A 12661-nucleotide genomic window follows, 5' to 3' on the forward strand; every position below is an offset into this window, starting at 1 on the left:
GTCGGTCACTCCTTGGGTGGGGTGAGTCCCCGGGCGACGATGTCGATCATCAGGTCGAGGGTGTGGTGGTAGTGCTCCGGTGCGGCCAGGCGGTCGGCGTTGACCGGCAGGAGCAGGACCGCCTGGAGGACGCCGACGATCGCGGCGGGGTGGGCGTCCACGAGTGCGCCGCTCTCGCGGCCGGCCGTGACGAAGGCGTGCAGCGCGGTGGCGGGGTTGTCGGGTGAGGAGGCCATCCGGGAGGAGCCGACCCTGCGCAGGACCGCGTCCATCTCCTCGGGGTGGGTCACGAGGCGCCCGTACAGGGGGTTGGCGGACAGTTCGTCCAGGCTGGCGCGCAGGAACCGCCGCAGGCCCTCGCGTGTGTCGTCGGTGCTGGTCAGCGCCTGGTCGATGACGCGCTGTCGGACCTGGGCCATCTGGCGCAGCATCAGTTCCAGGTAGAGGTCCTCCTTGGAGTCGAAGAAGGCGTAGAAGCTGCTCTTGGCGATACCGGCGGGCGTGACGAGTTCCTCCAGGGAGGTCTTGCGCAGTCCCCGGGTGGTGAACAGCGCGCGTCCCGACTCCAGGAGCAGGTCGGTGATACGTGTCTTCTCCTGCGCGGAGAACGCGGGTGGCACGGTGGTCTCCTCCTCGGCTGGGGTGCCTGGTCACCGGGCGGTGGCCCGGTGGTACTCCTCGCCCCGCGTGTGCCGGCGGCCGGTCAGGGACAGGGGGAGTGAACGCCAGCGTGCCACGGCGACCACGGCCGTGGTCATCAAGGCCATGCCCAGGCCCAGGGGGAGCACGGTGGCCAGTCCGTCCGCGCCGGAGTTGGCGACGGTCCAGGCGATCTTGAGGGCCAGGCCGCCGTTGATCACGATCAGTCCCCATCCCAGGGAGCGGTACCAGAACGCCGCGCACAGGGAGCCGAGCAGGGCGGGCACCAGTGGCAGGGTGGCCCAGGTGACCCAGGTGGGATCGGTGAACAGTTCCTTCTCCATCTCCAGGACCCCGGCCATCGCCGGATCGATCCGCTCGGGTGCGGGGAACCAGAAGAAGCTGGAGAGCATGGCCACGATGGTCAGGGCCAGCGGCACGGGCCTGCGCGTCCAGCACAGGTAGGCGATGGGCAGGAAGAACAGCGGGCGGACGTACCAGCTCAGCGGGTTGAGGTGGCGGGGCCAGGCCCAGGTGAGGAAGTCGGTGAACACGTCCATGAGGGTTCCTTCCACGAGCGTTCGAATCTATACGAACACTTTGGATTTTTGTTTTCAACAGGGTGCTGGCGAGATCCGTGGCTACACGGGCGTGTAGTTTGCTACACGGACGTGTAGTCTGAGGTCATGAACGCCACACCATCCACCTCCCACGACGACCTCACCGGGCGGGCCCGCATCCGCGACGCGGCCCTGGGGGTCTTCGCCGAACACGGCGTCAAAGGCGCGACGGTCCAGGCCATCGCCTCCGCCGCGGGGGTGTCCACCGGTCTGATCCGCCACCACTTCGGCTCCAAGGAGGGGCTGCGCGCGGCCTGCGACGCCCACGCCATCGGCGCCCTGCTCGACGAGGCCCGCCGCAGTCTGGAGGAGGACGCCGCCGCGCCGGGCTTCGCGGCGGCGATGTACCAGTCCAGCGAGGCCAGCGCCCGCTACCTCGCCCGCGCCCTGGTGGAGGGGTCGCGATCCGCCTCGGACCTCTTCGACGCCGGAACCGCGATGGCCGAGCGCTTCCTCTCCGAGCGCTGGCCCGACCGCTATCCCCCGGGCGCGCGTTCCACCAGGGACGCCGCCGCCGTGATGGGCGCCATGCACCTGGGCACCCTCGTCCTGCACACCCACCTGTCCCGCGGCATGGGGGCCGACTCACTCGATCCCGAGCACGCCCCCCGCGTCGGCGCGGCCATGGTCGGGATCTACACCACGATGGCCGACTTCTTCGCCGACGAGCAGGGCCAGCGCATCTCCGACGCCCTCTCCGACGGGGACGCTCCGTCCTCCGACCCCCGGGAGCACTCATGAACGAGGCCGTACGCGTCCTGGAGCTGACCAAGCGCTTCGGGTCCACCACCGCACTGGACGGGCTGGACCTGCGTGTGCGCACCGGCGAGATCCACGGTCTCCTGGGCCCCAACGGCGCGGGTAAGACCACCGCCATCCGGATCCTGCTCGGCCTGACCCGCGCCGACTCCGGCACGGTCCGGCTGCTGGGAGACGATCCCTGGCGCGACGCCGCCGCCCTGCACCACCGGCTGGCCCACGTCCCCGGCGACGTCGCCCTGTGGCCCGGCCTCTCCGGCGGCGAGATCCTCGACCTGCTCGGACGCGTGCGCGGCGGAACCGATCCGCGGCGCCGCGCCGAACTCGTGGAGCGCTTCGCGCTCGACCTCCGCACCCGGGGCCGCGCCTACTCCAAGGGCAACCGGCAGAAGGTGGCGCTGGTGGCGGCCCTGGCGGCCGACACCGAACTGCTCATCCTGGACGAGCCCACCTCGGGGCTGGACCCGCTCATGGAGGAGGTCTTCCGCCAGGTCATCGCCGAGGAGAGGTCCCGGGGCCGCACCGTGCTGCTCTCCAGCCACATCCTGTCCGAGGTCGAGGCGCTCTGCGACCGGGTCAGCATCATCCGCGCCGGGCGCACGGTGGAGAGCGGGACGCTGGCCGAACTGCGCCATCTGTCCCGCGTCACCGTCACCGCCGAACTCACCGGTCCCCCCGACGGGCTCGCCGGCCTGCCGGGTGTGCACGACCTGGTCGCCGAGGGGCCGAACGTGCGCCTGCACGCCGACCCGTCGGGGCTGGAGGCCCTGTGCGCGCGCCTGGCGGCCCTGGGCGTGCGCGATCTCACCGTGCGGCCGCCCACCCTGGAGGAACTGTTCCTGCGCCACTACACCACGGCTCCCGAGGCGGACGTCCGCGCGGGGGCGGAGGAGGCCCGGTGAGCGCGCCCGCGGCCGCACGGCCGCTCCGGTCCGCCGGACACGCGCTCCTCGCCGGTACCGGGCACCTGGTGCGGCTGGCCCTGCGCCGGGACCGGGTCCTGCTCGCCGTGTGGCTGTCGGCCACGGCGGGGATCGTCCTCGGTGGCGCGGCGGCGGCCGGGTCCACCTACCCCACGCCCGAGGCGAGGCAGGACCGTTGGGAGCAGCTCCAGAGCGTGCCCATGTTCGTCCTGTTCCAGAGCAGGGCCTTCGCGGCCAGCGCGGAGGCCCTGGCCGCGCAGCAGGCGTTCGCCGCCGCCACGCTGTGCGCGGCCCTCGGCGCGGTGCTGGTGGTCGTGCGCGGTACCCGCGCCGAGGAGTCCTCGGGAAGGCGCGAACTGCTCGGGGGAGCCTCCCTCGGAAGGCACGCGGACCTGGCCGCGTCGCTGGTCGTGGTGCTGGCCTCCGGTGCCGTGCTCGCCGCGGCCGTCGCGGGCGGCCTGCTCGCCGTCGGGCTGCCCGTGGCCGGTGCGGTCGCGCTGGCCCTGGTCACCGCACTCGCGGCCTGGGTGGGCGCGGGTCTGGCCGCCGTCGCCGTCCAGCTCACCGACGGTTCCGGTACCGCGGCGGGCCTGGCGATGGGGACGTTCTACGTCATGCACATGGTGCGCGGCGTGGGCGCGATGGCGGGCGGGGACGCCCTGTGGTTGACCTGGCTGGTGCCCAACGGGTGGTTGGAGAACGTGCGTCCCTTCGCCGACGAGCGCTGGTGGGTGCTGATCCCGCTCCTGGCCTGGGTCGCGCTGTCCTTCGCGTTGGCGTTCGTCCTGGCCGACCGGCGCGACCTGGGGTCCGGCCTGTTCCCCCGACGGGGCGGGCCCGTGCGGGCGGCCGGGTGGCTGCGGTCGGTGCCCGCCCTGGTCTGGCGGCTCCACCGGACCTCCTTGCTGCTGTGGTCGGTGGCGGTCGCGGTCATGGGCCTGGCCATGGGCCACGCCGGGGCGGGGGCGATGGCCGAGTACGCCGGGATGCCGTGGGTGCGCGCTCTGACCGCCGAGTTGGACGTGGCGCCCGCCGACACCTTCTTCGTCTACGTCATCTTCGCCTTCGTCTTCCCGATCGCCGCCCAGGCCGTGCTCACGGCCCTGCGCGTGCGCCAGGAGGAGAGCACGGGAGCGGGTGAGCTGCTGCTGGCGGGACCGACCGGTCGAACCGGCTGGGCGCTGGCGCACGCCGCGGCCGCCTTCACCGTGCCCGTGCTCCTGCTCGCCGTCTTCGGTGTCTCCATCGGTCTGGGCTCCGGTCTGGGCGGGGGAGGGGTGTGGGCCGACATCGCGCGGTTCACCGGGCTGACCCTGTCCCTGGCCCCCGCCGTGTGGGTGGTGGTCGCCGTCACCGTCGCGGCCCACGGGGCGGTTCCGCGCCTGTGCGCGGCGGTGGGGTGGACCGTGCTCTCCGTGGGGATCCTGACCGAGATCGCGGTGAAGGCCGGACTGGTGCCGGAGGCGCTGTTCCTGGTGGTTTCGCCCTTCCCCCACGTCAACCCCTACTACCAGAGCACCCCGTTCGCCCACCTCCTGCTGGTGGCCCTGGCCGCCGCGATCACGGCCGCCGGGATGTGGGCGCTGCGCCGCCGCGACCTGCCCGCGTGAGCGTCCCGGGCACCCCGGGGCGGCCACCGGGGTGCCCGCCACCGGTCCCGTCAGGGAGTGCTCCGGTCCTCGGGCCGCAGGTGGACCGGTTCCGGCTTCCTCCCCTTCCGTCCCCGGGCGGTCACGTGCCGCCGTGCCCCGCCCCTACGGCGCGGTTCCGGCCACGGGCAGGGTCAGGCGCAGGGTCAGCCCGCCGCCCGGCGTGGTCTCGGGCAGCAACGACCCTCCCATGGCCTCCATGAACCCGTGTGAGAGCGCCAGTCCCAGGCCGAGCCCGGTCGCGTTGTCGGTGTCCCCGAGCCGCTGGAAGGGGACGAACATGCGCTCGCGCTCCTGTTCGGGGACCCCGGGGCCGTGGTCGGCGACCAGGAGTTCGACCTGGTCACCGGTCCAGGAGGCGGTGACCGCGGGCGGGCGGTCGGCGGGGCTGAAGCGCAGCGCGTTGCCCAGCACGTTCTCCAGCACCCGGTCCAGCAGTCCCGGGTCGGCCGCGACCTCGGGCAGTTCCTCGGGGATATCCACCCGTACGGTGCGCCCCTGTTCGCCGAGCTCGTCCAGGACCGGGAACACCGACTCGCGCAGTGCCAGGTCCGTGACCGTCACGCCCAGCACACCCGCCTGGAGGCGGCTCATGTCCAGCAGGTCCGTCACCAGTCGGGTCAACCGGTCCAGGGACTCGTCCGCCGTGGCCAGCAGTTCGGCCTGGACCTCCTCGCTGAAGCGCACCTCCTGGCTGCGCAGGCTGGTCACCGACGCCTTGGCCGAGGCCAGGGGCGCGCGCAGGTCGTGGCTGACCGCGGCGAGCAGGGCGGTGCGCATCCGGTCGGCCTCCGCCAGCGGCCTGACCGTGGCCGCCTCGCGGGCCAGCCTCTCCTGACGCAGCGCGACGGCGGCCTGCGCGGCGAACGCCTCGATGATGCGCCGCTCGCCCGCGCGGGGCCGGTGTCCGTGCAGGACCAGGGACAGGTTCTCGTCCACGGGGACGTCCACGTCGGCCCCGCCCGGGGCGTCGCACGGCCGCTCGCCGACGGAGGCCACCACGTCCCACTCCTCGGGGTTCTTGCGGTGGTCGGGTCGGGCGGAGGCGCCGGGGCGGCGTTCCAGCAGGGCGACCGACTCCAGGGAGAAGGTCTCGTGCAGCCGCTCCAGCAGCGCTCGCAGGGGGCGCGAGCCCCGCAGTACGCTTCCGGCCACGATGGCCAGGGTCTGGGCCTCGGTGCTGGCCCCGGCCGCGTCCCGGGTGCGCCGTGCCGCCTGGTCGACCACGACGCTCACGGCCACGGCGACGAACACGAACACGACCAGGGTGAACAGGTTGCGCGGTTGGTCCACCACCAGGGTCTCGTAGGGCTCGGTGAAGAACAGGTTGAGCACCACGAAGCCGCTGACCGCCGCCGCCAGGGCGGGCCAGAGCCCTCCGACCAGGGCCGTCGCCGTCACCGTCGCGAAGACGAGCAGTATGCCGCTGCTGAGGTAGGCCTCGTTGTGGGGGACGCCGGTGCCGAAGGTCAAGAGCGCCAGCGCGGTGAGGGCCAGCGCGTATCCGGCGAGCTTGCGGCGACGCGAGACCGCGCCCGAACGTGTCCGGCCGCGGCCCGCGTCCGCCTCGGCCTGGGTGACCAGGTGGACGTCGATGGGTCCCGACAGCGCCGCGGTGGCCGCGCCCACCCCGGGGCGCAGCAGCTTGGCGAGCCGTCCCCGCCGGCTGGCGCCCAGGACCAGCTGGGTGGCGTCGACCCCCTGGGCGAACGCGATCAGGGAGGTGGGCACGTCCTCGCCCAGGACCTGGTGGTAGGTGCCGCCCAGGTTCTCCACCAGCACCCTCTGCCGTGCGAGCAGGGCCGGGTCGGCGCCCAGCGGGCCCTCTCCCAGCGCCACGTGTACGGCCAGCAGGTCGCCTCCCCTGCCGCGTCCCGCGATCCGGGCGGCCCTGCGGATGAGCGCCTCCCCGCCGGGTTCGCCGCTCAGGGCCACGACCACGCGTTCGCGGGTCTCCCACACCGGGTCCGCGGCGTGCTCGCCGCGGTACCGCCTGAGTTCGTCGTCCACCCGTCCCGCCAGCCACAGCAGGGCCAGTTCGCGCAGGGCGGTCAGGGTGCTGATCCGGAAGTGGTGGCCCAGCGCGGCGTCGATCCGGTCGGGGCCGTAGACGTTGCCGTGCGCCAGCCGCCGCCGCAGGGCCTGGGGGGTCATGTCCACCAGTTCGATCTGGTCGGCCCCGCGCACCCACGCGTCGGGGACGGTCTGCTCCTGGCGCACGCCCGTGATGCGTTCGACGACGTCGTTGAGTGACTCCAGGTGCCGGACGTCGAGCGTGGACAGCACCGTGATACCCGCCTCCAGCAGGGTCTCGATGTCCTGCCAGCGCCTGGCGTTGCGCGCGCCGGGGGCGTTGCGGTGGGCGAGGTCGTCCACGAGGACGACCTGCGGGCGGCGGGCGAGCACGGCGTCCAGGTCCATCTCCTCGAACCGGGAGTCCCGGTGGGTGACCACCGTGCGCGGGACGGTCTCCAGGTCGTCGACCATCGCCTCGGTCAGGGCCCTGCCGTGACTCTCGACGAAGCCGACCACCACGTCGGCTCCGCGGTCGCGGCGCCGGTGGGCCTCGTCCAGCATCCGGTAGGTCTTGCCGACACCGGGGGCCGCGCCCAGGTAGACGCGCAAGTGGCCGCGTGTCATCTGCGCCCCTCCTTCTCCGGTTCCATACTCCCTGGTCACACAGGTGGTTTCGGACGTTTTCGTGCTAACGGGACGCTAAATCACGCCTTCGTTCCGCTAAGGGAGCGTTAGCGTGCTTGCCCCGTCCCGGTGCCGCCTCGCAGAGTCGGTCCGGTGCGTTCGCGGCCGTCCTCGTCCGCGGCCCGGGCGCCCCTACCATCGTTTGCGCCGGTCCCGACCCGGGGCCGCGGGCGGCAGCACGGGGAGATACGGACCAGCATGGACACAGGAACGGGTACCGACGGGGCGCCCACGGTCCTCGTCGTCGACGACGACCCCCTCATCCGCAGGACGTTGGAGGTCAACCTGCGGGCGCGCGGCTACACCGCCTACCTGGCCGACACCGGCGAGCACGCGCTCCGGCTGGTGGCGCGCCACCACCCCGACCTGATCCTGCTCGACCTGGGCCTGCCGGGTATGGACGGCCTGGAGGTCCTGCGGGGGCTGCGCGGGTGGACGGACGTGCCGGTGGTCGTGCTCTCGGGGCGCGAGACCGAGCCGATGAAGGTCCGGGCGCTGGACCTGGGCGCCGACGACTACGTGATCAAGCCCTTCGGGATGGACGAGCTGTTCGCCCGGGTGCGCGCGGCCATGCGCCGTTCGGCCGTGCCCGCCTACGAGGCGTCCGTGGTCACCGCGGACTTCACGATCGACCTGGCCGCCCAGCAGGTCCTCCAGGGCGGGGAGCCGGTGCGGTTGACGCCGCGGCAGTGGCGCATCGTGGAGGTGCTGGCGCGCAACCCCGACCGTCTGGTCACCCACAAGTACCTGCTCAACGAGGTGTGGGGGCCCGCCTACGGGCGGGAGACCAACTACCTGCGGGTGTTCATGACCAAGATCCGCCAGCGTCTGGAGCCGGATCCGCCCAGGCCGCGCTACTTCCTCACCGAGCCCGGTCTGGGATACCGGTTCCGGCCGGGCGGTGGTGCGCCCGGGGAGGACGGGGCCGCCGGGCGGGAGGACGGGGCGTGAGAACCGAGGAGCTCTTACCTGGTTCGCGTTCCTCACGCGTGTCGTCCCGGTTCAGGACCCGTGCCGACGGGGGGTTGGGCCGTCTGGTCCGATGGGCCAAGCCGCCCCAACTGACGGTGGCGGCCTTCGCGTCCCTGGTGCTGGTCGGCGCGGTCCTGTTGTCGCTGCCCGCCGCCACGCCGGGCGACGCGCGGGCGCCCTGGGACACGGCCCTGTTCACCTCCGCCTCGGCGGCCAGCGTGACCGGACTGATCGTGGTGGACACCCCCTCCTACTGGTCGGCCTTCGGCGAGGCGGTGGTCCTGGGTCTGATCCAGGTGGGCGGGTTCGGCATCATGGCGCTGGCCACCGTCCTGACGCTGGTCGTGGGGCGGCGGCTGGGGCTGCGGATGGCGGTGCGCACCAGGTCGGAGACCAGGATCGTCACGCTGGGCGAGGTGCGTGAACTGGTCACGGGCATCCTCATGGTGACGGCGGTGTTCGAGTCGGTGCTGGCGGTCGTGCTGACGCTGCGCTGGTGGCTGGGGTACGGCCTTCCGCTGCCCGAGGCCGCCTACACGGGGCTCTTCCACGCCGTCTCGGCCTTCAACAACGCCGGGTTCGCGCTCTACTCCGACAGCCTGACGGGTTTCGCCACCGATCCGTGGATCACCGTGCCCGTCGCGTTGGGCGTCATCGCAGGAGGGCTCGGGTTCCCGGTGTGGGTGGAGCTGTGGCGCTTCACCCGGCGCCGCCGGGAGCGCCACCACTGGTCGCTGCACGCCAGGATCACGCTGGTGATGACGGGGCTGTTGCTGGTGGTGGGCTTCGTGGCCTTCCTCGCCCTGGAGTGGTCGAACCCGGCGACCATGGGCGGCCTGTCCCCGCGCGGGAAGCTCCTCACCGCCTTCTTCCAGGCGGTGATGCCGCGCACCGCGGGCTTCAACAGCCTGGACTTCGGGGAGATGAACACCCAGACGCTGCTGGTCACCGACATCCTGATGTTCGTCGGAGGAGGCAGCGCGGGCACGGCCGGGGGCATCAAGGTGACGAGCTTCGCGGTGCTGGCCTTCGTGATCCACGCCAACGTGCGCGGGGAGCCCACGGTCCACGTGGCGGGCCGCCGCCTGGCCGAGGGGACCGCCTCCCAGGCGACGACGGTGGTGCTGTTGGCGCTGGGGCTGGTCCTGGCGGGGACGCTGACGCTGATGACCGTCACCTCGTTCACGCTCGACCAGGTCCTGTTCGAGACGACGTCGGCCTTCGCCACGGTCGGCCTGTCCACCGGTGTCACCGCGGAGCTGCCGCTGATGGGCCGGATGGTGCTCGTCTTCCTGATGTTCGTGGGGCGGATCGGGCCGATCACGCTGGCCTCGGCACTGGCGCTGCGGCGTCGCCCCCGCCTGTACGAGCTGCCCGAGGAGCGGCCGATCGTCGGTTGAGCGGTACCCGGGGCCGGTCAGCCCACCGGCCCCGGGTACCGCCCGCCGGAATCCATGTCCGGATCACCCCGCTCGGGGCCCACACCACCCGTCGAAGACGTCCACGGGACCGCGGTGCGGACACCGGTCACGGGTGGGGCGAGCGGGGACGGCTCCGGTGGTCAGCGGGTGTTGGGGACGGATGTTCCGCGGACCGCCCACGCGATGTCGTCGACCGCCAGCCAGGGTTCGCCGGCCACGGCGGTCAGGGCCGCGGCGCCTCCTCGTGGCCGCAGGGGCAGGCGTCGTCGGCGGGGTAGTCCGGTCGGCGGCGCTCCAGCAGGACGGTGTCCCGCCAGCGGCCGCGGTGCCGGGCGACGCGCTCGCGCACGCCCACGGTCCGGAATCCCGCGGAGTGGTGCAGGGCCAGGCTGGCGCGGTTCTCGGGGAAGATCGAGGTCTGTAGGGTCCACAGCCCGGCGGTGTCGGCCTCGGTGACCTGCCGGTACAGCAGCGCCTTGCCCACGCCCCGGCCACGGGCGTCCTCCGCGACGTACACGGACGTCTCGGCCACCCCCGCGTACACCGCCCGGTCGGAGACCGGCGAGGCAGCGGCCCAGCCCACCACGGCCCCGTCGAGTTCGGCGACCCACCGGTGCCCCGAGATCCACTTCCCTTTCAGGACCTCGACAGCGGGCGTCTGGGTCTCGAAGGTGGCGTCCTCGGTGGCGATGCCCTCGGCATAGATTCGGTGCACCTCGGCCAGATCGGCGTCGGTCATGGCGCGGGTGGTGACGTCGGCGGGCAGGTCGGTGGGGCAGCAGGGGCGCGCGTTGAGCATCCCCATGACGGCGTCGGCGGCGTGCGGCAGACCGGTGCAGCAGGCCGGGTTGACCGCCACTCGGGTCGAGGTACCCACCTTGGTCAGCGTCACGAACCCGACGTCGGCGAGCTTGCGCAGGTGGTGGGAGACCGTGGGTTGGCGGACGCCCACCATCTCGGCGAGCTGTCCCACGCTGACCGAGCCGGGAGTGGTGGCGATGGCGTGCAGGAGCTGGACGCGCATGGGTTCGGCCAGGCAGGCGAACCAGGCGGCGTAGGTCTCGGCGTCGGCCTGGGGTAGTGCGGGAGCGGTGTGCTCGGGCTGCGTCACGGTCATGCTTCACATTATCGACTCTGATCTATGGTTGCGTCCATCGGTGGACGTCGATAGAGTTCCCATTCATAGACGCCAGTCGATGAAAGGGTGTGTCATGGTTGCGAACCATCCGGTCGTGGTGATCGGTGCCGGTCCCGTGGGGCTCGCCGCGGCGGCGGAGCTGACCGAGCGCGGTCTGCCCGTCCTGGTTCTGGAGAGGGGAGCCACCGCGGGGGCGGCCGTGGTCGAGTGGGGGCACGTGCGCCTGTTCTCGATGTGGCGCGACCTGGTGGATCCGGCGGCGGAGAAGCTGCTGACCGCCACCGGCTGGCGGCGTCCCGGCGACGAGGGGTACCCGACCGGTCGCGAGTGGGTCGACTCCTACCTGACTCCTCTGGCCGACGCCCTCGGAGAGCGCGTGCGGTTCGGCGTCGAGGTGACCGGCGTGAGCCGCCTGGGCCGGGACCGGGTCGTGGACGCCGGACGCGAAGAGCAGCCCTTCACCGTGCGGGTGCGCGGCGACGCGGGCGAGGAGCGCCTGCTGGCCCGCGCGGTCGTCGACGCCTCCGGTACCTGGGGTTCCCCCAGTCCCCTCGGCGGCGACGGCCTGCCCGCTCTTGGCGAGGAGGCCGCCACCGAACGGATCTCCCACCGCATCCCCGATCTGAGTGACGAGGGCACCCGCATCCGCCACGCCGGGCGCGTCACGGCCGTGGTCGGGAGCGGGCACTCGGCGCTGACCGCGCTGGTCTCCCTGGCCGCGCTGGCCGAGGAGAACCCGGGCACCAAGGCGGTGTGGGTGCTGCGCCGCGGCCAGGTCGGCGACGCCTTCGGCGGAGGCGCGGACGACCAGCTGGCCGCACGCGGCGCGCTCGGGCAGCGCGCCAAGGCCGCGGTGGAGGCCGGGCACGTCGAGGTGGTGACCGGCTTCCGTACCGCCGAGGTGCGCCCGGACGCCGGGCGTCTCGTGCTCGTCGGCGAGGGCGGGCGCGCGTTGGAGCCGGTGGACGAGGCCGTGGCGCTGACCGGGTTCCGCCCCGACCTGTCCTTCCTGTCCGAGGTGCGTCTCGGCCTGGACAGCACCCTCCAGGCGCCGGTGGAACTGGCCCCGCTCATCGACCCGAACGTGCACTCCTGCGGCACCGTCTACCCCCACGGCGCGAAGGAGCTCTCCCATCCGGAGGAGGGGTTCTTCCTGGCGGGGATGAAGTCCTACGGACGCGCGCCCACCTTCCTGGCCCTGACCGGATACGAGCAGGCGCGCAGTGTCGCCGCCCACCTGGCCGGTGACCACGAGGGCGCGGCCCGGGTGGAGCTGACCCTGCCCGAGACGGGCGTGTGCGGCGGTTCGGGTCTGTTCGAGGAGCCCGAGGCCGAGGCCGGGAGCGCCGGCTGCTGCGGCACCGTGCCCGAGGCCGTGGAAGAGCCCGCGACCGGGCAGGGTGGTTGCTGCGGTGGCCTGGCCGTCTCCGAAGTACCCGTGCTCTCCCTCGACGACAACCGCACCGCGTCCTCCGAGAGCGGCTGCTGCACCGACGCATCGCCGCAGAAGACCGAGCTGGCCGAACCGAACCGGATCTCGTGACACCTGTGTCCGACCAGGTCTCCGGCGCACTCGCATCCACCGTGGTCGGGGCGCGCCGGGGCCTGGCAGCCCTGTGCGTCACCGTCACCGCCAGTTACGGGGTGCTGTTCTACGCCTCCCCCGTCCTGGCTTCGAGTATCACCGCCGACACCGGGTGGCCCCTGACCACGGTGACCGCACTGTTCTCCGTGTCCCAGGTCACCGCAGGTCTGGCGGGTATCCCGATGGGGCACTGGGTGCGGGCCCGGGGCCCACGTCCGGCGATGACGGTGGCGGCCCTGGGCGCGGCTCCCGCCG

Annotated in this window: 10 protein-coding genes and 1 pseudogene; 7 read left to right on the forward strand and 4 right to left on the reverse strand. The window is 72.9% G+C overall.

All coding sequences use genetic code 11. The features are described from left to right. Positions 1-5: 5 nt before the first annotated feature. Complete coding sequence (locus D455_RS0126870) at positions 6-620, reverse strand: TetR/AcrR family transcriptional regulator (RefSeq protein ID WP_017573757.1); 615 nt, start codon at positions 618-620, stop codon at positions 6-8. 30 nt (positions 621-650) lie between these two features. Next, on the reverse strand, positions 651-1199 hold the full coding sequence (locus D455_RS31840) for a hypothetical protein (protein ID WP_017573758.1): 549 nt from the start codon (positions 1197-1199) through the stop codon (positions 651-653). 126 nt (positions 1200-1325) lie between these two features. Between D455_RS31840 and D455_RS0126880 the strand changes: the two genes are divergently transcribed. From D455_RS0126880 to D455_RS0126890, 3 genes are read left to right on the forward strand one after another with little or no spacing between them, the layout of a single operon-like run. Continuing rightward, on the forward strand, positions 1326-2000 hold the full coding sequence (locus tag D455_RS0126880) for a TetR/AcrR family transcriptional regulator (protein WP_017573759.1): 675 nt from the start codon (positions 1326-1328) through the stop codon (positions 1998-2000). Further along, entirely contained in the window at positions 1997-2920 is a 924-nt protein-coding gene (locus tag D455_RS0126885) for an ABC transporter ATP-binding protein (protein ID WP_017573760.1), read from the forward strand. Before D455_RS0126880 ends, D455_RS0126885 begins: the two co-directional genes overlap by 4 nt. After that, positions 2917-4551 (forward strand): hypothetical protein, encoded by a 1635-nt coding sequence (locus tag D455_RS0126890; protein WP_017573761.1) that lies wholly within the window; start codon positions 2917-2919, stop codon positions 4549-4551. Before D455_RS0126885 ends, D455_RS0126890 begins: the two co-directional genes overlap by 4 nt. Positions 4552-4695: 144 nt before the next feature. Here D455_RS0126890 and D455_RS0126895 read toward each other — a convergent pair whose 3' ends face one another. Continuing rightward, positions 4696-7230, reverse strand: coding sequence for a DUF4118 domain-containing protein (locus D455_RS0126895; protein WP_017573762.1), 2535 nt, complete (start codon positions 7228-7230; stop codon positions 4696-4698). Between the two features lie 258 nt (positions 7231-7488). Between D455_RS0126895 and D455_RS0126900 the strand changes: the two genes are divergently transcribed. Beyond that, entirely contained in the window at positions 7489-8241 is a 753-nt protein-coding gene (locus D455_RS0126900; RefSeq protein WP_017573763.1) for a response regulator, read from the forward strand. 74 nt (positions 8242-8315) lie between these two features. Continuing rightward, positions 8316-9662, forward strand: coding sequence for a TrkH family potassium uptake protein (locus tag D455_RS0126905; protein WP_394296659.1), 1347 nt, complete (start codon positions 8316-8318; stop codon positions 9660-9662). A gap of 244 nt (positions 9663-9906) precedes the next feature. Here the strand turns inward: D455_RS0126905 and D455_RS0126910 are convergent, their stop codons facing one another. After that, complete coding sequence (locus D455_RS0126910) at positions 9907-10800, reverse strand: helix-turn-helix domain-containing GNAT family N-acetyltransferase (RefSeq protein ID WP_017573765.1); 894 nt, start codon at positions 10798-10800, stop codon at positions 9907-9909. Here D455_RS0126910 and D455_RS0126915 point away from each other — a divergent pair. Both D455_RS0126915 and D455_RS0126920 read left to right on the forward strand, forming a co-directional pair. Further along, positions 10799-12364, forward strand: coding sequence for an FAD-dependent oxidoreductase (locus D455_RS0126915; protein ID WP_394296658.1), 1566 nt, complete (start codon positions 10799-10801; stop codon positions 12362-12364). The genes D455_RS0126910 and D455_RS0126915 overlap by 2 nt on opposite strands. Next, positions 12361-12661 (forward strand): annotated as a pseudogene (locus D455_RS0126920) (MFS transporter); the annotation flags it as partial. The gene D455_RS0126915 and the pseudogene D455_RS0126920, both read left to right, overlap by 4 nt.

Origin of the sequence: Nocardiopsis halotolerans DSM 44410, assembly GCF_000341065.1 — a bacterium.
Taxonomy (GTDB): Bacteria; Actinomycetota; Actinomycetes; order Streptosporangiales; family Streptosporangiaceae; genus Nocardiopsis; species Nocardiopsis halotolerans.

Bases quoted from the DNA above. Each gene is read 5' to 3' on its own strand.
- D455_RS31840 (WP_017573758.1), bottom strand. From the start codon at position 1,199: ATGGACGTGTTCACCGACTTCCTCACCTGGGCCTGGCCCCGCCACCTC.
- D455_RS0126880 (WP_017573759.1), top strand. From the start codon at position 1,326: ATGAACGCCACACCATCCACCTCCCACGACGACCTCACCGGGCGGGCC.
- D455_RS0126885 (WP_017573760.1), top strand. From the start codon at position 1,997: ATGAACGAGGCCGTACGCGTCCTGGAGCTGACCAAGCGCTTCGGGTCC.
- D455_RS0126895 (WP_017573762.1), bottom strand. From the start codon at position 7,230: ATGACACGCGGCCACTTGCGCGTCTACCTGGGCGCGGCCCCCGGTGTC.
- D455_RS0126900 (WP_017573763.1), top strand. From the start codon at position 7,489: ATGGACACAGGAACGGGTACCGACGGGGCGCCCACGGTCCTCGTCGTC.
- D455_RS0126915 (WP_394296658.1), top strand. From the start codon at position 10,799: ATGCTTCACATTATCGACTCTGATCTATGGTTGCGTCCATCGGTGGAC.
- D455_RS0126910 (WP_017573765.1), bottom strand. From the start codon at position 10,800: ATGACCGTGACGCAGCCCGAGCACACCGCTCCCGCACTACCCCAGGCC.